Origin of the sequence: Bradyrhizobium sp. Ce-3 (assembly GCF_022835695.1) — a bacterium.
GTDB lineage: Bacteria > Pseudomonadota > Alphaproteobacteria > Rhizobiales > Xanthobacteraceae > Bradyrhizobium.
Genome location: NZ_BQUV01000009.1, coordinates 110852 through 131544, shown reverse-complemented (window position 1 = coordinate 131544; position 20693 = coordinate 110852). Strand labels below are relative to the sequence as shown.

Here is a 20693-nt window from a genome sequence, read left to right as displayed (position 1 = left end):
CATTCCAGAGACAGTAGTGCTTGAGCCGATAGGACGCGGCGTACTGGATGCCCCGCCTTCGCGGGGCATGGCAGCGGAGACAGCTCAATCCGCCGCGCGCAGCCGATAGCCGATGCCGGTCTCGGTCAGCACGAATTGCGGACGCTCGGGATCGGCCTCGATCTTCTGGCGGAGCTGGCGCACATAGACCCGCAGATATTGCGCGTCGGTCAATTCGTCCCACAATTCCTTCAGCAGGAAACGATGCGTCAGTACCTTGCCGGCGTGCTGAACCAGCACGCGCAGCAGATCGTATTCCTTCGGCGACAGCTTGATCTCCCTGTCACCGACCTTGACGATCCGGCGCACCAGATCGACCGAGAGGTCGCCGGAGCGGAACACCGGCCGCTCGCCCTGCACCTGCAGCTGGTGGCGCAGCGCCGCGCGCAGCCGCGCCAGCAATTCGTCCATGCCGAACGGTTTGGTGAGATAATCGTCGGCGCCGAGATCGAGCGCCTGCACCTTGCCGGCCTCGTCGCCGCGGCTCGACAGCACCACGATCGGGACGCTCTCGTTGCGGCCGCGGATCATGCGCAAAAGGTCGTGGCCCTGGATATCGGGCAGCCCGAGATCGAGGATGATCAGCGCCGGCCCCTCGCCCAGCATTTCCAGCGCCAGTTTGCCGTTGGATGCCTCGAGGATGTCGTATCCCTGCGTGCTCAGCCCCATCCGCAACAGCTTGCGGATCGGCGGCTCGTCGTCGATGATCAGGACCTTGATCGGCGTTGCGTTCATGCAGCAGTGTCCAGCGCGTTGGTGTCGGCGGTAACCGGCAGACGGATGGTGATGACGGCGCCGCTCCGGTCGGCGCGGTTGGCAGCCTGGATGGTGCCGCGCATCGCCTCGACGAAGCCGCGCGAGATCGCGAGCCCAAGTCCGGTGCCGGGGCGGACATGGTCGCCTTTCTCGGCGCGATAGAACTTGTCGAATACGCTTTCGAGCTCGGCGGCCGGAATGCCGTTGCCCTCGTCCAGGATCTGCAACGTCACGGCATCGCGGTCGCGCGCGCCGCGGATCGAGATCGTGGTGTCCGAGGGGGCGTACTTGGCGGCGTTGTCGAGCAAATTGAACAACACCTGCTCGAACAGCACCGCGTCGAGCTCCAGCATCGGCAGGTCGGCCGCGATCTCCAGCGACACCCGGTGATGCACCAGGATCTTGGCGGCGCGGCGCAGCGCGCTGCCGACGATCTCTCCGACATCGTGCCGCGCGGTGTTCGGCACGATCGCACCGGATTCCAGCTTGGTCATGTCGAGCAGATTGGCGATGAAGCGATTCAGCCGCTCCGACTCATCGATCACGGTCGCGAGCAGGTCGCGCTTCTGGGCATCGTCGAGGCTCGCCCCGAGATCGCGCAGCGCCGAGGCCGAGCCGAGCACCGAGGCCAGCGGCGTCTTGAGATCGTGCGAGATCGAGGTCAAGAGCGCGCCGCGCAGCCGGTCGGATTCCACCGTGCGCTTGACGCGGTCCATGTCCTCGACCAGCAGCACGCGCTCGATCGCCAATGCGCCCTGGTCGACCAGCGCATCGAGCAGCCGGCGCTGGTCCGGCGTCAACAGCGGGCCGGTGCGGTCGTCGTCGATGCCGATCACCCCGATCGGGCCGCGGCCGGTGCGCATCGGCAGGAACAGCCGTTTTCCGCCCGGCAGCGTGTCCGAGCCGCGGCCGGCCGGGCGATCGTTGCCCCAGGCCCAGTTGGCGGCGGCGAGATCGGCCTGATCGAGCTGGTCCTCCGGCGGATAGCCGCTCTTGACCGTCAGCATGCCGCCTTCCGGCAGCAGCAGCACCACGCGCACCTTGAGCATCAGCGCGATCTGGTAGGCGGTCGCCCACAGCACGTCGTCGAGCGTCGCGGTGCCGGCGAGCTTGCGGCTGAAGGCGTAGAGCGATTCGGTGGTGCGGACGCGGCCGATCGCGGTATCGGCCTGGATGCGCACCCGCGCCGCGACGTTGGAGACCAGGAACGCGATCAGCATGAAGAAGAAGAACGCCGCGACATTGGTCGGGTCGGTGATGGTGAAGGTATAGACCGGCGGCAGGAAGAAGAAATTGTAGCACAGCGACGCCGCGACGCTGGCCAGCAGCGACGGCCCCAGGCCGTAGCGCGCGGCGGCACCGACCACGGCGGTGAGGAACACGAGGTCGACATTCTCGATGCCGAAGAACGGCTGGATCAGCTTGGCCGCGCCGAGCCCGATCGCCGCCAGCAGCAGCGACATCAGATAGGGCCGCGGATTGAACGGCTCCTGCCGCTGCGCGGTCTGCACCGCCGCCTTGCCGACCGGCAATTCGTCGCCGGCGATCACGTTGACGCTGATATTGCCGGCCCGGCGCACCAGATCGTGCACGACAGAGCCGTGCGTCAGCTCGAACCAGCGCGAGCGCGTCGATTTGCCGATGATGATCTGGGTGACGTTGTTGGCCTGGGCAAAATTGATGACGTCGTCGGCGATGCGGCGGCCGACGCCGGGAAGCGTCAGCGCCTCGCCGCCGAGCGATTCCGCGAGCCGCATGGTGTCGGCCAGCCGGTCGCGCTGCTCGTCGGTCAATTGCAGGCTGCGCCGGGTCTCGATGCTGACCGCGGTCCATTGCGCGTGCAGCCGGTCGGCCAGGCGCTTGGTGTAGCGCACGAGACCGGCGGCGCGCGGATCCTCGCTCAAGCAAACCAGGATGCGCTCGCCGGCGGCCCAGGGCCCCTGGATCGCATTGGCCTGCATATGGTTGAGCAGCTGCTCGTCGACCCGCTCGGCGGTGCGGCGCAGCGCCAGCTCGCGCAGCGCAGTCAGATTGCCGGGCGAGAAGTAATGCTCCAGCGCCCGCTCGGCCTGCTTCGGCACATAGACCTTGCCCTCCTTCAGCCGCTGGATCAAATCGTCGGGGGTGAGGTCGATCAGCTCGATCGCATCGGCGCGATCGACCACCGAGTCGGGGACGGTCTCGCGCACCCGCACATGGGTGATCTGCGCGACCACATCGTTGAGGCTCTCGATGTGCTGGATATTGATCGCGGTGTAGACGTCGATGCCGTGCGACAGCAGCTCCTCGACGTCGAGATAACGCTTGGGGTGGCGGCTGCCCGGGGCATTGGTATGGGCGAGCTCGTCGACCAGCGCGAGCTGCGGCCGCCGCGCGATCAATGCGTCGAGGTCCATCTCCTCGAGGCTCTGGTCGCGATAGGCCAGCCGCTTCCGCGGCACCACTTCGAGACCCCTGAGCAGCGCCTCGGTCTCCGCCCGTCCATGGGTCTCGACCACGCCGACCACGACGTCGACGCCCGCCTTGAGGCGGGCGTGGGCGCTCGAAAGCATCTCGTAGGTCTTGCCGACGCCGGGGGCGGCGCCGATGAAGATCTTCAGCCGCCCCGCTCGATCGGTCTCCCGGCGCGCCGCCTCCAGCAGCGCATCCGGCGAGGGTCGTTTATCGGGGTCGCGCTGATTGGCCATACCGCAATATAGTCATCCTGCGAGAGCGGGCCTACTCCCCTATTTCGGCTTTGCCGCGTCGAGCGCCAGGTTGAGCGCAAGAACGTTAACGCGGGGCTCACCGATCACGCCGGCGAAGCGGCCCTGCGTGTTCTGCGTCACCAGCTCGCGCACCGCGTCCTCGGACATGCCGCGCGCCTTCGCGACCCGCGGCAGCTGGAACAGCGCCGCGTCCGGCGAGATGTCCGGATCGAGCCCGCTGGCCGAGGTCGTGACGAGATCGACCGGCACGCTGGCGGTCGGGTTCTCCGCCTTCAGCTTCTCGACATCCTCCTTGATCCGGTCGTTCAGCGCCTTGCTGGTCGGGCCGAGGTTGGAGCCGCCGGAATTGGCCGCGTTGTACGGCGCCGGCACGGTCTTGGTGGAATCGTTCGGATCGGGCGCGACCGTCGCCGACGGCCGGCCGTGGAAGTATTTATCCTCCTTGAACTCCTGCCCGATCAGGGCGGAGCCGATCACCTTGCCGTCCTTCTCGATCAGGCTGCCCTGCGCCTGCCGCGGAAAGATGACGCCGGCGATCCCGGTGATGGCGAGCGGATAGGCAAGGCCCGTGATCGCGGTCAGCAGGACCAGCACGAGGATGGCGGGGCGGATTTCTCTAAGCATGATGTGTCTCCGAATTTTAGGCCGTCATTGCGAGGAGCGAAGCGACGAAGCAATCCACACTTTCTTCGCGGACGGATGGATTGCTTCGCTGCGCTCGCAATGACGGCTCCTGTTAAGCCAGGCCCAAAGCGGCGACGATGAGGTCGATCGCCTTGATGCCGATGAACGGGATGATGATGCCGCCGAGACCGTAGATCATCAGGTTGCGGCTGAGCAGCGCGCCGGCACCGACCGCGCGATACTTGACGCCCTTCAGCGCCAGCGGGATCAGCGCGATGATGATCAGCGCGTTGAAGATGATCGCCGACAGGATCGCGCTTTGCGGGCTCGCCAGGTGCATGATGTTCAGCACCTGAAGCTGCGGATAGAACGCGAGGAACATCGCCGGGATGATCGCGAAGTACTTCGCGACGTCGTTGGCGATCGAGAACGTGGTCAGCGCACCGCGGGTCATCAGCAGCTGCTTGCCGATCTCGACCACCTCGATCAGCTTGGTCGGGTTGGAATCGAGGTCGACCATGTTGCCGGCTTCGCGGGCGGCCTGGGTGCCGGTGTTCATGGCGACGCCGACGTCGGCCTGCGCGAGCGCCGGCGCGTCGTTGGTGCCGTCACCGCACATTGCGACCAGCTTGCCCTTGGACTGCTCGTCGCGGATCAGCTTGAGCTTGTCCTCGGGCGTTGCCTGCGCCAGGAAGTCGTCGACACCGGCCTCGGCCGCGATCGCGGCCGCGGTCATCGGATTGTCGCCGGTGATCATCACGGTGCGGATGCCCATGCGGCGCAATTCGGCAAAGCGCTCGCGGATGCCGCCCTTGACGATGTCCTTCAGGTGCACGACGCCGAGCAGCTTGCCATCCTTGGCCACCGCCAGCGGCGTGCCGCCGGCCTTGGCGATCTCGTCGGCAATCGACTGGACCTCGCGGGCTTCCGCGCTCATCGTCGCGGCGACCGCGCGGACCGTATTGCCCGAAGCCAGCGCGCGCGACGAACCGCCGTCGACATAGGCGAGGATCGCGTCGACCGCGCCCTTGCGGACCGACGAGGTGCCGGCATCGATGCCGCTCATGCGGGTCTGCGCCGTGAACGGCACGAAGGTCGCGGCGAGCTCATGCATGTCGCGGCCACGGATGCCGTATTTCTCCTTGGCGAGCACCACGATCGAGCGGCCCTCCGGCGTTTCGTCGGCGAGCGAGGCAAGCTGCGCCGCGTCGGCGAGGTCCTGCTCGGAGACGCCACGGATCGGCCGGAACGCGGTCGCCTGGCGGTTGCCGAGCGTGATGGTGCCGGTCTTGTCCAGCAGCAGCGTATCGACGTCACCGGCGGCTTCCACCGCACGTCCGGACATCGCCAGCACGTTGAAGCGCACCAGGCGGTCCATGCCGGCGATGCCGATCGCCGACAGCAGCGCGCCGATCGTGGTCGGGATCAGTGTGACGAACAGCGCCACCAGCACCACGACCGAGATCGAGCCGCCGGCATAGGCCGCATAGCTCGGGATCGTCACCGTCGCGAACACGAAGATGATGGTGAGGCCGGCGAGCAGGATGTTGAGCGCGATCTCGTTCGGCGTCTTCTGCCGCTCGGCGCCCTCCACCAGCTTGATCATGCGGTCGATGAAGGTGGAGCCCTGCGCCGCGGTGATGCGGACGCGGATCCAGTCCGACAGCACCTGGGTGCCGCCGGTGACCGCCGAGCGGTCGCCGCCGGATTCCCGGATGACAGGCGCCGACTCGCCAGTGATGGCGGCTTCGTTGACCGAGGCGACGCCTTCGATCACTTCGCCATCCGACGGGATGTTGTCGCCGGCCTCGACCAGCACGACGTCGCCAACCTTCAGCGAGGTGCCCGGCACCATGCGGTAGGTCCGGTCGGTGCCGGTGAGCAGCTTGGCCTGGCTCTCGGTACGGGTCTTCTTCAGCGATTCCGCCTGCGCCTTGCCGCGGCCTTCGGCGACGGCCTCGGCGAAGTTGGCGAACAGCACCGTGAACCAGAGCCAGAGGATGATCTGGAAGGTGAAGCCGAGATTGGCGCTGCCGGTGACGAGGTCGCGGACGAAGATCACGGTGGTCAGCGCCGCCACGACCTCGACCACGAACATCACCGGGTTCTTCGCCATCAGCCGCGGATCGAGCTTGACGAAGGCCGACTTGATCGCCGGCACCAGGATCTTCGGGTCGAGCATGGTCGACGCCGTCACCTGTTTCTGCAGTCTTGTGGTTTCCATGGTTGTCACTCCGGACAATTCGATCAGAACAGGGTGTTGGCGTTCATCGCGAGGTGCTCGACGATCGGCCCGAGCGCCAGCGCCGGGAAGAAGGTGAGGCCGCCGATGATCAGGATCACGCCGATGACGAGGCCGACGAACAGCCCGCCGGTGGTCGGGAAGGTGCCCGCCGAGGCCGGGATCGACTTCTTCTCGACCAGCGAACCTGCAATGGCCATCGCCGGCACGATCATGAAGAAGCGGCCGACGAACATCGCCGACGCCAGCGTCAGATTGTAGAACAGGGTGTTGCCGGTGAGGCCGGCGAAGGCCGAGCCGTTGTTGCCGGTCGCCGAGGTGAAGGCATAGAGCACCTCGGTGAAGCCGTGCGGTCCGGCATTGGCCATCGAGGCCACCGCCGACGGCAGCACCACGCCGACCGCGGTCCAGCCGAGATACATCAGCGGCAGCACCAGGATCGCGAGCATCGCCATCTTGACCTCGCGGGCCTCGATCTTCTTGCCGACATATTCCGGGGTGCGGCCGACCATCAGGCCGGCGACGAAGATCGCCAGCACGACGAACAGCAGCATGCCGTAGAAACCGGCGCCGACGCCGCCGATGATGACCTCGCCGAGCTGCATGTTGATCAGCGGGATCATGCCGCCGATCGCGGTGAATGAGTCATGCATGGCGTTGACCGCGCCGCAGGAGGCGGCCGTCGTGATCACGGCGAACAGCGACGACGCGACGATGCCGAAGCGGACCTCCTTGCCCTCCATGTTGCCGCCGGTGAGGCCGTAGGCCTGCAGCAGCGAGGTGCCGTTGGCCTCCGCCCAATAGGTGACGGCGACGCCGGCGACGAACAGGATGCCCATCACGGCGAAGATCGCCCAGCCCTGGCGCTCGTTGCCGACCATGCGGCCGAACACATTGGTCATCGCCGCACCGAGCGCGAAGATCGAGATCATCTGCACGAGGTTCGACAGCGCGGTCGGGTTCTCGAACGGATGCGCGGCGTTGGCGTTGAAGAAGCCGCCACCATTGGTGCCGAGCATCTTGATCGCGACCTGCGAAGCCACCGGTCCGAGCGCGATGGTCTGCTTGCCGCCCTCCAGCGTGGTGGCGTCGACATAGGCGCCGAGGGTCTGCGGCATGCCCTGCCAGACCAGGAACAGCGCGTAGACGACGCAGATCGGCAGCAGGACGTAAAGCGTGCAGCGGGTGACGTCGACCCAGAAATTGCCGACCGTGCGCATCGACGAACGGGTGAAGCCGCGGATCAGCGCCATCGCCAGCGCGATGCCGGTCGCCGCCGACAGGAAGTTCTGGTGGGTCAGGCCCAGCATCTGGACCAGATAGGACAGCGTGCTCTCGCCGCCGTAGTTCTGCCAGTTGGTGTTGGTGATGAAGGAGATCGCGGTGTTGAAGGAGAGATCCTCGGCAACCGCGCCCTGGCCGGCCGGGTTGAACGGCAGCACCGCCTGCAGCCGCATCAGGCCGTAGATCAGGGCGAAGCCGCCGACGTGGAACAGCAGCATGGCGACGGTATAAGTCAGCCAGTGCTGCTCGCGCCGCTCGTCGACACCGCCGACCCAGTAGATGCCGCGCTCGAGGGGGCGCAGCACGGGCGAGAGGAAGGTGCGCTCCCCGTTGAACACGCGGGTCATGTACCAGCCGAGCGGCTTGACCAGCGCGACCACGATCGCGCAAAACAGAATAATTTGAATCCAGCCGATGACGGTCATTGCGTCAAACCTTTCGAATGGGTGCGAAGCGCAGCAGCGACGCGAACACGCCGAGCAGCAGCCCGGTCAGCGCCGCGTCGGCCAACAGAATTGTGCAGAGTGTGAGCATCGCCGGCCGCCTAGAAGCGTTCGGGCCGCAGCAACGCGTAGGTGAGGTAGAACAGCAGGCCAAGCGAGACGAGGCCGGCAAGCGAGTAATCGAAGATCATCGCCGCCTCCGTTACAGCCGTTCGCAGGCGTAGGCGTAGCCGATGCCCGCGGCGAAGAACCCGATCGCGAGCGCCGCCATCAGAATGTCCATCATGAGAAACTCCTATGCATCCGAAGGGCACAGGGCGATCGTATAAGCGCTCCGCGCCGGATGGTGGTGACGTGCCACCCGGGGCATAGGTTTTCGAGATGTGGCGCATAAGGACGTTATAGGAATCGTATAAGTGCCCAGCCCGCTCTCCGCCGTCGTCCCGCACCACATCGACCCAAAGCTGCCTACTGCGTCACCCTCCCCTGGAGGGGGAGGGTCGGTTCGCATGGAGCGCAGCGGAATGCGAAACGGGGTGGGGTGATCTCTCAACACGGGCGCTGTCAGACGCGGAGGGACCGTCACCCCACCCCGCTTCGCATCGCTAACGCGATGTGAAGCGACCCTCCCCCTCCAGGGGAGGGTGAAGGGGTCCGCCCCATCTTTATGGAATCCCTATATCTCCGCCCTTCGCCTCATCTCGTTTTCAAATGGCACTCCGGCCATTTTGGGCCTGCGGCCAATGCCTTGAACCATCTTTGGGCCGCACCCAAGACGAGATGACGCCATGTCCGTGCTTTCCCACCCCACCTCGGCCGACCTCGGCGAACGGCTGCGCGACGCCTATGCCGTCACCGCCGAATTCATGGCCGACATCATCAGCCAGACCTGCCGGCGCTTTCCGTCGGTCGGGCAGAGCGGCAAGACTTCGCGCGTCGAGCGCCTGATCCAGTCCGGCGCCTGGACTGATGCCGCGATCGCGCTGCTCGATCTCGAACTGCCGCAATGGCAGGTCCGCCGCCTGGTCTATGACGAGGGCGAGTGGCATTGCGCCTTGTCGCGCGAACGCGAGCTGCCCGACTGGCTCGACCAGTCGATCGAGACCCACCACTCCGATCTCGCACTCGCGATCATCATTGCCTTCGTCGAGGCGCAGCGGATCTCTGCGCCCGAGAACCGCACCAGCGTGCCGACCGTCCGCCGCGAACCGCGCTCGCTGTATGAGCCGCTGTTCGTCGACAGTATCGGCTGACGGCGGCGCGGCCGTGAACATCAAACAACTGCCGCAGCAGCTGCAGTCGGTCCAGGTCATGGTCCGGTTCGGCTTCCGACTCGCCATCATGATCGGCTTCGCCGTGTTCGCCGGCGCAGGCTTCGGCAGGGGGATCGTCACGCTGCTGTGGATGTCGGCACTGATCTGTGCGCTCGCGGGACTGGTGAAGCGCGAGATGCCGTTTGCCGCTGATCTCAATCACTGGGACGAGATGACCGCCTATGTCGCGCTGTGCGCGCTCGGCACCGGCATCGTCCAGCATATCTAGGCCCGCAAAATCCTATGCCGCTCCTATGAAGTTGCCGGTCGCACGCGCTCGATTTCATATCCCGCCAATCAGACATTGGTCGCGTGACTTCCACCTCAAGGACACTCACCGTGAAACTCGTCGAACCTCCCTCGTGTAGCGCCGCGTCCACCATCGTCTTCATCGGCCGCAACCACCGCGGCCAGTGGGTCGCCCAGCAGCAGAACGGCCTCTATGGCGGCCTGTTCGTCGACCGCGCCCAGGCCGTCAAATACGCGCTGTTCGAGAACGGCCAGCATCCCGAAATGATCGTCGAGCTGTCGCGCGAGCTCGAGCTCGATATGCGCGGCGAGACCGCGTCCCTCCCCGCCAGCCGCGTGGCCTGAGCACGCCCATGACTCTGAAAGCGACTGCGCAAGTCATTGCGACGACGGTTGCGAAAGCGGATTCGGCGGCGTGGCTGTCGGGCTTCATCCCCGATCTTCCGACCCCCTTCAACCACCAGGACAAGATCGACACCGAGGCGTTCGGGAGGCTGTGCGAGCGTCAGATCGCAGCCGGCGCCTCGGCGCTGGTGGTCGGCGAGACCGCGGGTGAAAACGCGACGCTGGAGCCCGCGGAACGCGCCGAGCTGGTTCGCATCGCTGCCAGTGTGGCGCGCAAGCGGGTCCGCATCATCGCCGGCGCCGGGTCGAACGCGACGGAGCGCGCCGTCACCTTCACCCGGGCCGCGGAGGCCGCCGGCGCCGACGCCATCATGTCGGTCGTGCCCTACTACAACAAGCCGATGCCGCAGGGCATGGCGGCGCATTTCCGCGCTGTGGCTGCGGCCACGGCGCTGCCCATCATCCTGCACGATGTCTCGGCGCGGACGGTGAAGGGGCTCGCCGACGAGACGCTGCTGGAGCTGGCGCACACTCCACGCTTCATCGGACTGCGCGACGGCAGTGGCGACGTCGCCCGGCTCAGGCGGCTGCGTCCCCGCCTGCCGGCAACGTTCCGGATGCTGACCAGCGACGACACCGTTTCGCTGGCCTATATGGCCGCCGGCGGTGATGGCTGCATCTCACAGGTCTCGAATGTCGCGCCCGATCTGTGCGTGGCGGTGGCCCGGCACCTGCGCGAGGGCCGGCTGTATCAAGCGCGCGAGCTGCATCAGCGCCTGGTGCCGCTCGCGACGCTGCTCGAGCGCGAGCACCCCGCCGCCCTGAAATTCGCACTGGCGCTATTGGGGTTCATGCAGCCGGCGACGCGGCTGCCGATCGTCCAGCTCGACGGCGCGGCGAAGGCCGAGATCGCCCAAGCGATGACCGACATAGCCGATGAATATCTGGCTGTCGCGCGCTGAGCGTGCCGCGACGCACAATGGAATCGGACCACGGGATCGGCCACACCGCGTCCGTGACAGCGCGCCATATTGAGGTTGCCAAACGGCGCCCCATATCCACGGCAAGGGAGTGCTTGCCGTGCAGACCCTCAAGGCGGCTCTCGTTGTGGCGACCGTCCTGGTCGCTCTGGTTGTTTCCATCGGTCCCGGTACGGCCGCGGACAACAACCGCCTTGCCCTGACCATTTCAATCGACGGCGCGATCGGGCCGGCATCGGCCAGCTACGTCAAGGACGGCCTCGCCAAGGCGGCCGAGCGGCACGCCGAGATCGTCATCCTGCGCATGAACACGCCGGGCGGTCTCAGCACCAGCATGCGCGAGATCATCACCGACGTGCTGGCCTCGCCCGTTCCCGTCATCGGCTACGTCGCGCCCTCCGGCGCCCACGCCGCGAGCGCCGGGACCTACATCCTCTACGCGGCCCACCTCGCGGCCATGGCGCCGGGCACCAATATCGGCGCGGCGACGCCGGTGCAGATCGGCGGCCCGCTGCCGGGCCTGCCGGGCAGCACGCCGGACAAGGGCGGTAAAGACAAGGACGGCAACGCGGCCGAGCCGAAGGATGCCATGACGGCGAAGGTGACCAATGATGCCGTTGCCTTCATCCGCAGCCTCGCCGAACTGCGCGGCCGCAACGCCGACTGGGCCGAGAAGGCGGTGCGCGACGCCGCCACCCTCTCCACCAACGCCGCGTTGCAGGCCAACGTCATCGAATTCACCGCGCGTGACGCGGCCGACCTGCTCAGGCAGGTCGATGGCCGGACGGTGGAGCTCGCCGGCGGCAAGACCCAACGCCTGGCGACGAGGGACGCCGTGATCGAAGCCATCGATCCCTCCTGGGTGGCGCGCGTGCTCGCTGTGATCACCGACCCCAATATCGCGTTCATTCTGCTGATGGTCGGCATCTACGGCCTGATCTTCGAATTCATGTCGCCCGGTGCGGTGGCGCCCGGGGTGGTCGGGACGATCTGCCTGCTGCTCGGCCTCTACGCGCTCAACATGCTGCCGATCAACTATGCCGGTTTCGCCCTGATGCTGGTCGGGATCGCGCTGCTCGCGATCGAGGCCTTCAACCCGACCGTCGTGATCGGCCTCGGCGGCATCGTCGCCTTTGTGCTGGGCGCCGCCATGCTGTTTCGGATCGAGGCGCCCGGATACGCCCTGTCATGGCCGGTGATCGGCATCGTCGCGGCGATGTTCGCAGGCCTCATCCTGGTCGTGCTCGGCGCGCTGCGCCGCGCCCGCAGGGGCCCGCTGCGGACAGGTGCGCAAGCGATGCGCGGGCTATCGGCCGAGGTGCTCGACTGGTCCGGGACATCCGGTCACGTCTTCACCAATGGCGAACGCTGGCAGGCGCGCGGCAGCGAGCCATTCAAGGCGGGCGAGACGGTCGAGGTCGCCAACATCATCGATTTGACGCTGGTCGTGCGGCGTGCGCCGGCATCCGCCGGCGAAGGAGGTACAGCATGATGCTTGATTATTTCACCTATGCGGCGATCGCCCTGCTGATCATCATCTTCCTGACCCAGGCGGTGCGCGTGCTGCGCGAATACGAGCGCGGTGTCATCTTCACGCTCGGCCGATTCACCGGGGTCAAGGGTCCGGGGCTCATCATCCTGATCCCGGTGGTGCAGCAGCTCGTGAAGGTCGATCTCAGGGTGGTGGTGCAGGTGGTGCCGCCGCAGGACGTGATTTCGCGCGACAACGTCTCGGTCAAGGTCAACGCCGTGCTCTATTTCCGCATCGTCGATCCCGAGCGCGCCATCATCAAGGTCAGCGACTACATGGCGGCGACCAGCCAGCTCGCCCAGACCACGCTGCGCTCGGTGCTCGGCAAGCACGAGCTCGACGAGATGCTGGCGGAACGCGACCGGCTCAACGCCGACATCCAGGAGACCCTCGACAAGCAGACCGACGTCTGGGGCATCAAGGTCAACGCGGTCGAGATCAAGGATATCGACCTCAACGAAACCATGGTGCGGGCGATCGCCAAGCAGGCGGAGGCCGAACGGTTGCGGCGCGCCAAGGTGATCAATGCGATGGGCGAGCAGCAGGCCGCCGAGAAGCTGGTCGAAGCCGGCCGGATCCTCGCCCAGGAGCCGCAGGCGATGCAGCTGCGTTATTTCGCAGCGCTCCATGACATCGCCGGCGAGCGCTCCTCGACCGTGGTCTTCCCTCTGCCGATGAACCTGCTCGATCACCTGACACGCCGAGGTGAAGCGCCGACGTGATCCGCTTCCTAATGCCCGTGATGCTTGGCCCGCCAGGCCGGTCCCGGGCCGCGCATGTAATGCGCCTCGGGCCGGTAGCGGCTGATCGGCTCCTCGCCGATCCAGGCGAGGAATTTGAAAAATCCCTCCGCCGCGCGGCGCAGCAGGGCGGCGATGCAAGAAACCACGCTCATGTCAGTAGTCCCACTTCTCGCCGAGCACGACCGGCGGGCGCGGATATCTCTCGGCATCGCCGCCGAGCATGCCGGCATGGAGATGGGTTCGTGCCCAATCCTCATGGCCGCGATGCAGCAACAGCTCGTTGCGCAGCCGGTGGATCTTGGCCGCGGCGATCGCGCGGTGGACGGTCCTGAATGCAGCGCCGATCCGCCGGATTGTCCGCCTCAACACGGGACGGATGGCTCCGGCTGAACGTTGGGGCCGGACATCGTGTAATTGGAGCAAGGTCATGTCCCACCTTCCTGTTGGCAGCGCGCGAGCGCACCGCGTCACACCACAAGATGCTGGGAAGAGCGTAGGAATTCGAGAGGGCACGCCGCGGCGCGGCATAGGAACGGCATAAGGATCGGCCGACCCGCGATGGGACCGGCTGTGCCGGCCCGTACAGGCCGGAACACGACGTCTCTGGCCGTGTTGACCAGCGCCCATTCGGTGCTAGCCTTTCGGATAACCGAGGGTGCAGACCATGAACCTCGCATCGCCAAGCGTCGCAAGCGCCGGTCCCGTCCCCTCCGATGGCGTGATCGCTGCAGGCGTCTATGTCGAGGGACGCCGCATCGCCAACATCGCGATCGAGGAGGCCGCGAGCTGGCGCAACAAGCCCGATCACGTGGTGTGGATCGGCCTGCACGAGCCCGACATGGCGCTGCTGAGCAACCTGCAGCGGCAATTCCAGCTGCACGACCTCGCCATCGAAGACGCCGATCACGCGCATCAGCGGCCGAAGATCGAGCAATACGGCGATGCGCTGTTCATCGTGGCGCGCACCGCCCAGCTCGAGGGCGAGAGCATCGCGTTCGGCGAGACGCATCTGTTCGTCGGCGAGGGCTACATCGTCTCGGTGCGGCACGGCGCCTCGACGTCCTACACGCCGGTCCGCGAACGCTGCGAGAGCTGCCCGCGCGCGCTTGCCCGGGGCGAGGACTACATCCTCTATGCCATTCTCGATTTCATCGTCGACAACTATTCGCCGGTGCTCGAGACCATCCAGGACGAGGTCGAGGCCATGGAGGCGGAGGTGCTGGCGAGCGCGATGACGCGGGCGCAGATCGAGCGGCTCTATCTGCTGCGGCGTGACCTGCTGCGGCTGCGCAACGCGGTCGGGCCGCTGGTGGAGGTTTGCCGCAGGCTCGAGCGCGACGACCTGCCGATGGTGCGCGCCACCATGCGTCCGCTGTTCCGCGACGTCACGGATCACGTCCGCACCATCCAGGAACGGATCGACTCGCTGCGCGAGGTGCTCGCCTTCGCGTTTGAAGCAAGCCTGCTGGTCGGTCAGGCGCAGGAAACGGCGATCTCCAAGAAGCTCGCCTCATGGCTTGCGATCGTTGCGGTGCCGACCGCCGTCGCCGGGATCTACGGCATGAATTTCAAATACATACCGGAGCTGCAATGGGAGTACAGCTATTTCGTCGTGATGGGCCTGATGCTGGTCGCATGCGGCGGGCTGTTCTGGCGGTTCAGGCGGTCCGGCTGGCTGTAGGCAACAATCCGAGCATCGCACCGTCCGGCCCTGCAGCGGCGCACCGCTCACATGTGCAAATTGCGAACAATTCGGACAATTTGACCCGCGATCCGCGGCGCGAGGGGCCGGTTTACGGTCGGCCGCAAGACCGCTAACGTCGCCTTCCAAGACGACGTGGAGAGTGCCGATGGGCCCCAAGGATCCGATCAACTGGATGCTCACAGACGCGATCGAGGCGCTCGCCCGCGCCGAGCGACTGCACCAGAGCTTCCTCAATCTGCGCCCGCGCGCGGGTACCAGCGAGCCGAGCTGGGAACCGCCGATGGACGTGATCGAGACCGAGGAGGAAATCCTGATCCTGGTCGCGCTGCCCGGGGTCGATCCCGACGAGGTCGAGGCCGCGCTCGACGGCGGCACGCTGGTGATCTCCGGCCGCCGCACTTTGCCGTCCGAGCTGCGCAACGCCCGCATCCTCCGTCTCGAGCTGCCGCAGGGCCGCTTCGAGCGCCGCATCGCGCTGCCGACCGGCCGCTACACCATCAGCCGCTTTGCCGCGCATGGCTGCGTCGGCCTGCGGCTCGGCAAATCGAGCTGAGGGGATTTCGACATGGCCGCATCAGACATTTCAAGCCCGACATCGACCTCGGCGCCGATCCCAAGCGACGCGACGATCATCGTCCCGGTCCGCAACACCGTGCTGTTTCCGGACGTCATCATCCCGATCACGATCGCGCGCGCGACCTCGATCGCCGCCGCCCAGCAGGCGGTGCGCGAGCAGCGGCCGATCGGCATCCTGCTGCAACGTGATCCCGAGACCAACGATCCCGGCCCGGACGGGCTTTACCGGGTCGGCACCGTCGCCAACATCGTGCGCTACATCACCGGCGCCGACGACACCCACCATCTGGTCTGCCAGGGCGTGCAGCGCATGCGCGTGCTCGACTATCTGCCCGGCACGCCGTTCCTCGCCGCCCGCGTGCTGCAGATCCCCGAGCCGACCACCACCTCGCCCGAGATCGAGGCGCGCTTCCTCAATCTGCAGCGCCAGGCGCTGGAGGCCGCGCAATTGCTGCCGCAGACGCCGCCCGAACTGATCGCCGCGCTGCAGGGCACGACCTCGCCGGCGACACTCGCCGACCTCGCGACCTCTTACATGGACATCAAGCCGGCGGAGAAACAGGACATCCTGGAGACCGTCGACCTCGTGGCGCGGATGGACAAGGTCTCGCGACATCTCGCCGAGCGCATCGAGGTGCTCAGGCTAAGCCAGGAGATCGGACAGAAGACCAAGGCGGTGTTCGACGAGCGGCAGCGCGAGGCGATCCTGCGCGAGCAGATGGCGACCATCCAGCGCCAGCTCGGCGAGGGCGACGGCAAGGCCGCCGAGGTCGCCGAGCTGACCAAGGCGATCGTCGAGGCCAAGATGCCGCCGGAGGCCGAGAGCCAGGCGCAGAAGGAATTGCGCCGCTACGAGCGGATGCCGGAGGCCGCCGCCGAGTCCGGCATGGTGCGCAGCTATCTCGACTGGCTGATCGACCTGCCCTGGAGCCTGCCGGACGAGAAGCCGATCGACATCGCGGAGGCGCGCAAGATCCTCGACCAGGACCATTACGGGCTGGAGAAGATCAAGAGCCGCATCATCGAATATCTCGCGGTGCGCAAGCTCGCGCCCGGCGGCAAGGCGCCGATCCTCTGCTTCTTAGGTCCCCCCGGCGTCGGCAAGACCTCGCTCGGCCAGTCGATCGCGCGCGCGATGTCGCGGCCGTTCGTTCGTGTCAGCCTTGGTGGCGTGCATGACGAGGCCGAGATCCGCGGCCATCGCCGCACCTATATCGGCGCGCTGCCCGGCAACATCATCCAGGCCATCAAGAAGGCCGGCGCGCGCAACTGCGTGATGATGCTGGACGAGATCGACAAGATGGGCCGCGGCATCCAGGGCGATCCGTCGGCCGCGATGCTGGAGGTGCTCGATCCCGAGCAGAACAGCACGTTCCGCGACAATTATCTCGGCGTGCCGTTCGACCTGTCGCGCGTCGTCTTCATCGCCACCGCCAACATGCTCGACGGCGTGCCCGGGCCGCTGCTCGACCGCATGGAGCTGATCAGCCTCGCCGGCTACACCGAGGACGAGAAGCTCGAGATCGCCAAGCGCTATCTGGTGCGCCGCCAGCTCGAGGCCAACGGGATCAAGGCCGACCAGGTCGAGATCGAACCGGATGCGCTGCGGCTGATCATCAAGAGCTACACCCGCGAGGCCGGCGTCCGCAATCTGGAGCGCGAGATCGGCAAGGTGTTGCGCAATGTCGCGGTGCAGATCGCCGAAGGCAGCACCAGCCACGTCACCATCGCGCCGAAGGACATCGTGTCGCTGCTCGGCCAACCGAGGTTCGAGAACGAGATCGCGATGCGCACCAGCATCCCGGGCGTTGCCACCGGGCTGGCCTGGACCCCGGTCGGCGGCGACATCCTGTTCATCGAGGCTTCGCGCACGCCGGGCCGCGGTGCCCTGATGATCACCGGGCAGCTCGGCGACGTCATGCGCGAGAGCGTGCAGGCCGCGATGACGCTGGTGAAGAGCCGCGCGACACAGCTCGGCATCGACCCCGGCATGTTCGAGAAGAACGACATTCACATCCACGTTCCCGCCGGTGCCACGCCGAAGGACGGCCCGAGCGCGGGGGTGGCGATGTTCACCGCCCTCACCTCGCTGCTGACCGATCGCACGGTGCGCAGCGACACCGCGATGACCGGCGAGATCTCGCTGCGCGGCCTCGTGCTGCCGGTCGGCGGCATCAAGGAGAAGGTGGTTGCCGCCGCGGCCGCGGGCCTCACCCGGGTGATGCTGCCGGCGCGCAACAAGCGCGACTATGACGACATCCCCGCCGGCGCCCGCGCCAAGCTGGAATTCATCTGGCTCGAACGCGTCGACGAGGCGATCGCCGCAGCGCTCGAGCCCGCCAAGGCGACGCCTGCGGCTGCGGAGTGAGGCCATCGCCGGCGGGTTAGGGGATGACCTCGAGGAGTCGACACCGGCTTTCCCTCGCGACAGACGCGAAGGTATTGGCGCGAGATCATGCTCAAAGAAGAAGATTGAGTGCGATGACGATTCAAAGAGAAAGTCATCACGCCCCTCTTCAACGCCAGCAGTGCTTCGGCCAACTACTTGACCCGACGCCCCTTGAAAAAACCGGCGTTGGTTGTGTTCTGCTTGACGTTGGCGGTGTCGCCTTGCTCCGCAAAGTTATCGACCGCCTTCTTCGATGAGGTATCCTTCTTGACGTCCGCTTCGCCGCCCGTTCCCCTGTTGCTGCGATTGGCGGGCGGGATCGGCGGCATCTTGTTGTGACGTGACATGGCTAGGCCTCCATGTGTTGCCTGCTTCTGGGTGTAGTAGTCGCCGCGACACTCCTTCTCGCATGCGGACAGCACAGCCATAACGCCTTCCCGATGTCCGACGCCTCAACCTTATTTGCAGTAATGCGACAGCGTTACTGACTTGATATTCGCGTTGGCTTTCTCGTCGGCCGAGCCGCACGCCGTGACGGCGAACCGGACGGGGTCAGCTCTTGGCCATGCAGTCCGAGATATAGAACCAGCGGTCGTCGCCGGTCAGCCCCTTCTGCTTCACCTCTTTGCGGCAGGCCTTGAGCTTCGGCTTGTTGGCGCGCCACTGCGCCTTCATCGCCCTTAGCTTCTCCATCGTCAGCTTGATCTTCGACGGCTTGGCCGTGGTGGTGGCGGCGGTCGGCGCTGGTGCTGCCGGTGCCGCAGTCTGGGCCGACGCGGCATGCAGCCCGATGGCAAGCAGCGCGGCGGCAAGGCAAATCCGGGTGCAAGACATTTTGAAATCCCCCAATCCGATTTCTGTTCATTGAATAAAGCGAACGCCGCGGGCGCCCGAGACTCGGCAACCCGCGGCGATGTTGGTCGCGATCAGAGGATTTTGACCGCGCTGAGCAGCGTCATGTAGATGCCCCAGGCCAGCGGAATGCCGACGAACAGCCAGAACAGCGCCGCCCTGCCGTCAAAACCGCCCTTGCCGATGCCGAACGAGCCGGTCGCACCATTGCCGCCGGTCGCCGTCGCCGCCTGCAGCTTCGCCACTTCCGCGTCGCTCATGTGCCACTTCGGATCGACCGGCTTGATCATGTAGTTGCAGATGAAGCCCGCGATCAGCATGCCGCACAGGATGTACATCGTGGTGTTGTAGAGCTGATCGCGCGGCACGCCGGCAGCCAGCTGGAATTCACGGATGTAGTTCACCACGACCGGACCGATGATGCCCGCGGTCGACCACGCCGTCAGCAGGCGGCCATGGATCGCGCCGACGAACTGGGTGCCGAACATGTCGGCGAGATAGGCCGGCACGGTGGCGAAGCCGCCGCCATACATCGACAGGATGATGCCGAAGCCGAGCACGAACAGCAGCTTCGAGCCCATCACGGCGAAGGTCGGCGCCAGCGCGTAGAGCACGATGCCGAGCACGAAGAACGTGTAATAGGTATTCTTGCGGCCGATCTTGTCGGACAGCGAGGCCCAGAAGAAGCGGCCGCCGATGTTGAACAGCGACAGCAGGCCGGCGAAGCCGGCGGCGATCGCCGCGATCTGCGCCTTCTGCGCCGTATCGAGCCCGTTGAAGGGAACGTTGGGCAGCCCGATCAGCTTGCCGGCGAAGATCTCCTGCAGCATCGGCGAGGCCATGCCGATCACGCCGATACCCGCCGACACGTTCAAGCACAGCACCCACCAGATCAGCCAGAACTGCGGCGTCTTGTGCGCGTTGTCGAGATGGACGTTCTTGGTCGAGATCATCGCATTGGTCTTGGACGGCGGCGTCCAGCCATCCGGCTGCCAGCCAGACGGCGGCAGGCGGTAGCGGAAAGCGCCGATCATCATGAACACGAAGTAGATCACCGCCATTGCGAGGAAGGTTTCCCAGACGCCGACCGAGGTGGGCGTCTTGAAGTAGGTCATCAGCCTGTCGGCGAGCGGCGCGCCGATCATCGCGCCGCCGCCGAAGCCCATGATCGCCATGCCGGTCGCCATGCCGCGGCGGTCCGGGAACCATTTCACCAGCGTCGACACCGGCGAGATGTAACCGAGGCCGAGCCCGATGCCGCCGATCACGCCGGAGCCGAGCCACATCAGCCACAGCTGATGGAAGTAGATACCGATCGCGCCGAGCACGAGGCCGCCGCACCAACACAGCGCGGCGACGAAGCCGGCCTTGCGCGGGCCGACCTTCTCGAGCCAGCCGCCCCACACCGCGGCCGCGACGCCGAGCACCACGAAGAACAGCGTGAACATCCAGCCGAGGCTCGCGACCTTCCAGTCGCAGGTCGTCGTGAACAGCTCCTGGACCAGCGAAATGTCCGGGCACGCCTTCGGCGCGGTCAACCCGATCGCGCGCGACAGCGGCAACCAGAACACCGAAAAGCCGTAGGCCATGCCGATGCACAGATGGATGCACAGCGCCGCCGGCGGCACCAGCCAGCGGTTGAAGCCGGCGGTCGCGATCGTGTGTTCCTTGTCGAGGAAACCTGCGCCTGCAGCCGATACGCGTCCGGCGCTGCTCATCGTCGTCATTGAAACCTCCCTGCAGCCGCCATTACGTCAGGCGCTCTGCCGTGTTCGATCCCGTGTCCACCCCTTTGCGGCGCAATCACATTGCTCCGCCCATTCCCTGCCTGCGCCGGGATCAGCCACGCGCATTCCGGAAATGCTAACCCCCGATGCTGCCGGATATGCCCGGCCGCACGGCGCGCTCTGAACG

20 protein-coding genes are annotated in these 20693 nt (G+C 66.2%); 9 read left to right on the top strand and 11 right to left on the bottom strand.

The window, feature by feature from the left end; translation table 11 throughout:
• Positions 1–84: 84 nt before the first annotated feature.
• The 6 genes from BRSPCE3_RS28215 to BRSPCE3_RS28190 form a co-directional block, all read right to left on the bottom strand.
• Complete coding sequence (locus tag BRSPCE3_RS28215) at positions 85–774, bottom strand: response regulator (protein ID WP_244069612.1); 690 nt, start codon at positions 772–774, stop codon at positions 85–87.
• Positions 771–3482, bottom strand: a complete 2712-nt coding sequence (locus BRSPCE3_RS28210; protein ID WP_244069610.1) for a sensor histidine kinase KdpD — start codon at positions 3480–3482, stop codon at positions 771–773. Before BRSPCE3_RS28210 ends, BRSPCE3_RS28215 begins: the two co-directional genes overlap by 4 nt.
• A gap of 39 nt (positions 3483–3521) precedes the next feature.
• On the bottom strand, positions 3522–4127 hold the full coding sequence (locus BRSPCE3_RS28205; RefSeq protein ID WP_244069609.1) for a K(+)-transporting ATPase subunit C: 606 nt from the start codon (positions 4125–4127) through the stop codon (positions 3522–3524).
• A gap of 112 nt (positions 4128–4239) precedes the next feature.
• Positions 4240–6351 carry a potassium-transporting ATPase subunit KdpB gene (kdpB, locus tag BRSPCE3_RS28200; protein ID WP_244069608.1) on the bottom strand — a complete coding sequence of 704 codons (2112 nt, stop codon included), beginning with the start codon at positions 6349–6351 and terminating at the stop codon, positions 4240–4242.
• A 23-nt stretch (positions 6352–6374) separates the two neighbouring features.
• Positions 6375–8078 (bottom strand): potassium-transporting ATPase subunit KdpA, encoded by a 1704-nt coding sequence (gene kdpA, locus BRSPCE3_RS28195; RefSeq protein WP_244069607.1) that lies wholly within the window; start codon positions 8076–8078, stop codon positions 6375–6377.
• A gap of 119 nt (positions 8079–8197) precedes the next feature.
• Entirely contained in the window at positions 8198–8287 is a 90-nt protein-coding gene (locus BRSPCE3_RS28190; protein ID WP_016846764.1) for a K(+)-transporting ATPase subunit F, read from the bottom strand.
• 597 nt (positions 8288–8884) lie between these two features.
• On the opposite strand from BRSPCE3_RS28190, the gene BRSPCE3_RS28185 reads away from it, so the two are divergent.
• From BRSPCE3_RS28185 to BRSPCE3_RS28160, 6 genes are all read left to right on the top strand, one after another.
• Complete coding sequence (locus BRSPCE3_RS28185) at positions 8885–9349, top strand: hypothetical protein (RefSeq protein WP_244069606.1); 465 nt, start codon at positions 8885–8887, stop codon at positions 9347–9349.
• A 13-nt stretch (positions 9350–9362) separates the two neighbouring features.
• Positions 9363–9638, top strand: a complete 276-nt coding sequence (locus BRSPCE3_RS28180; protein ID WP_244069605.1) for a hypothetical protein — start codon at positions 9363–9365, stop codon at positions 9636–9638.
• 110 nt (positions 9639–9748) lie between these two features.
• A complete protein-coding gene (locus BRSPCE3_RS28175; RefSeq protein ID WP_244069604.1) occupies positions 9749–10003 on the top strand; it encodes a hypothetical protein in 255 nt (84 codons plus the stop codon).
• Positions 10004–10011: 8 nt separating this feature from the next.
• On the top strand, positions 10012–10965 hold the full coding sequence (gene dapA, locus BRSPCE3_RS28170) for a 4-hydroxy-tetrahydrodipicolinate synthase (RefSeq protein ID WP_244069602.1): 954 nt from the start codon (positions 10012–10014) through the stop codon (positions 10963–10965).
• A gap of 118 nt (positions 10966–11083) precedes the next feature.
• Positions 11084–12475, top strand: coding sequence for a nodulation protein NfeD (locus tag BRSPCE3_RS28165; RefSeq protein WP_244069601.1), 1392 nt, complete (start codon positions 11084–11086; stop codon positions 12473–12475).
• Positions 12472–13236: a slipin family protein gene (locus BRSPCE3_RS28160; protein ID WP_244069600.1), complete on the top strand. Its 765-nt coding sequence runs from the start codon at positions 12472–12474 to the stop codon at positions 13234–13236. Before BRSPCE3_RS28165 ends, BRSPCE3_RS28160 begins: the two co-directional genes overlap by 4 nt.
• Before the next feature lie 8 nt (positions 13237–13244).
• Here the strand turns inward: BRSPCE3_RS28160 and BRSPCE3_RS28155 are convergent, their stop codons facing one another.
• The gene (locus BRSPCE3_RS28155; RefSeq protein WP_244069599.1) at positions 13245–13409 is read right to left on the bottom strand and encodes a hypothetical protein; all 165 of its coding nucleotides are present in this window, start codon (positions 13407–13409) and stop codon (positions 13245–13247) included.
• Position 13410: 1 nt separating this feature from the next.
• Positions 13411–13626, bottom strand: a complete 216-nt coding sequence (locus BRSPCE3_RS28150) for a hypothetical protein (RefSeq protein ID WP_244069598.1) — start codon at positions 13624–13626, stop codon at positions 13411–13413.
• A gap of 295 nt (positions 13627–13921) precedes the next feature.
• On the opposite strand from BRSPCE3_RS28150, the gene corA reads away from it, so the two are divergent.
• From corA to lon, 3 genes are all read left to right on the top strand, one after another.
• Positions 13922–14938 carry a magnesium/cobalt transporter CorA gene (corA, locus tag BRSPCE3_RS28145; RefSeq protein WP_244069597.1) on the top strand — a complete coding sequence of 339 codons (1017 nt, stop codon included), beginning with the start codon at positions 13922–13924 and terminating at the stop codon, positions 14936–14938.
• 169 nt (positions 14939–15107) lie between these two features.
• Entirely contained in the window at positions 15108–15515 is a 408-nt protein-coding gene (locus BRSPCE3_RS28140) for an Hsp20/alpha crystallin family protein (protein ID WP_244069596.1), read from the top strand.
• Positions 15516–15527: 12 nt separating this feature from the next.
• Positions 15528–17906 carry an endopeptidase La gene (lon, locus tag BRSPCE3_RS28135; protein ID WP_244069595.1) on the top strand — a complete coding sequence of 793 codons (2379 nt, stop codon included), beginning with the start codon at positions 15528–15530 and terminating at the stop codon, positions 17904–17906.
• Between the two features lie 173 nt (positions 17907–18079).
• Here the strand turns inward: lon and BRSPCE3_RS28130 are convergent, their stop codons facing one another.
• The 3 genes from BRSPCE3_RS28130 to BRSPCE3_RS28120 form a co-directional block, all read right to left on the bottom strand.
• The gene (locus tag BRSPCE3_RS28130; RefSeq protein ID WP_244069594.1) at positions 18080–18355 is read right to left on the bottom strand and encodes a hypothetical protein; all 276 of its coding nucleotides are present in this window, start codon (positions 18353–18355) and stop codon (positions 18080–18082) included.
• A gap of 124 nt (positions 18356–18479) precedes the next feature.
• Positions 18480–18761, bottom strand: a complete 282-nt coding sequence (locus BRSPCE3_RS28125; protein WP_244069593.1) for a hypothetical protein — start codon at positions 18759–18761, stop codon at positions 18480–18482.
• 92 nt (positions 18762–18853) lie between these two features.
• Positions 18854–20506 (bottom strand): OFA family MFS transporter, encoded by a 1653-nt coding sequence (locus tag BRSPCE3_RS28120; protein WP_244069592.1) that lies wholly within the window; start codon positions 20504–20506, stop codon positions 18854–18856.
• Positions 20507–20693: the final 187 nt, after the last annotated feature.

What these genes read in the sequence shown, in the direction of transcription:
- lon (WP_244069595.1), top strand. Translation starts at nt 15,528, where the DNA reads ATGGCCGCATCAGACATTTCAAGCCCGACATCGACCTCGGCGCCGATC.
- kdpA (WP_244069607.1), bottom strand. Translation starts at nt 8,078, where the DNA reads ATGACCGTCATCGGCTGGATTCAAATTATTCTGTTTTGCGCGATCGTG.
- BRSPCE3_RS28185 (WP_244069606.1), top strand. Translation starts at nt 8,885, where the DNA reads ATGTCCGTGCTTTCCCACCCCACCTCGGCCGACCTCGGCGAACGGCTG.
- BRSPCE3_RS28160 (WP_244069600.1), top strand. Translation starts at nt 12,472, where the DNA reads ATGATGCTTGATTATTTCACCTATGCGGCGATCGCCCTGCTGATCATC.
- kdpB (WP_244069608.1), bottom strand. Translation starts at nt 6,351, where the DNA reads ATGGAAACCACAAGACTGCAGAAACAGGTGACGGCGTCGACCATGCTC.
- BRSPCE3_RS28190 (WP_016846764.1), bottom strand. Translation starts at nt 8,287, where the DNA reads ATGATCTTCGATTACTCGCTTGCCGGCCTCGTCTCGCTTGGCCTGCTG.
- BRSPCE3_RS28125 (WP_244069593.1), bottom strand. Translation starts at nt 18,761, where the DNA reads ATGTCTTGCACCCGGATTTGCCTTGCCGCCGCGCTGCTTGCCATCGGG.
- dapA (WP_244069602.1), top strand. Translation starts at nt 10,012, where the DNA reads ATGACTCTGAAAGCGACTGCGCAAGTCATTGCGACGACGGTTGCGAAA.
- BRSPCE3_RS28215 (WP_244069612.1), bottom strand. Translation starts at nt 774, where the DNA reads ATGAACGCAACGCCGATCAAGGTCCTGATCATCGACGACGAGCCGCCG.
- BRSPCE3_RS28155 (WP_244069599.1), bottom strand. Translation starts at nt 13,409, where the DNA reads ATGAGCGTGGTTTCTTGCATCGCCGCCCTGCTGCGCCGCGCGGCGGAG.
- BRSPCE3_RS28130 (WP_244069594.1), bottom strand. Translation starts at nt 18,355, where the DNA reads ATGGCTGTGCTGTCCGCATGCGAGAAGGAGTGTCGCGGCGACTACTAC.
- corA (WP_244069597.1), top strand. Translation starts at nt 13,922, where the DNA reads ATGAACCTCGCATCGCCAAGCGTCGCAAGCGCCGGTCCCGTCCCCTCC.
- BRSPCE3_RS28120 (WP_244069592.1), bottom strand. Translation starts at nt 20,506, where the DNA reads ATGACGACGATGAGCAGCGCCGGACGCGTATCGGCTGCAGGCGCAGGT.
- BRSPCE3_RS28140 (WP_244069596.1), top strand. Translation starts at nt 15,108, where the DNA reads ATGGGCCCCAAGGATCCGATCAACTGGATGCTCACAGACGCGATCGAG.
- BRSPCE3_RS28210 (WP_244069610.1), bottom strand. Translation starts at nt 3,482, where the DNA reads ATGGCCAATCAGCGCGACCCCGATAAACGACCCTCGCCGGATGCGCTG.
- BRSPCE3_RS28205 (WP_244069609.1), bottom strand. Translation starts at nt 4,127, where the DNA reads ATGCTTAGAGAAATCCGCCCCGCCATCCTCGTGCTGGTCCTGCTGACC.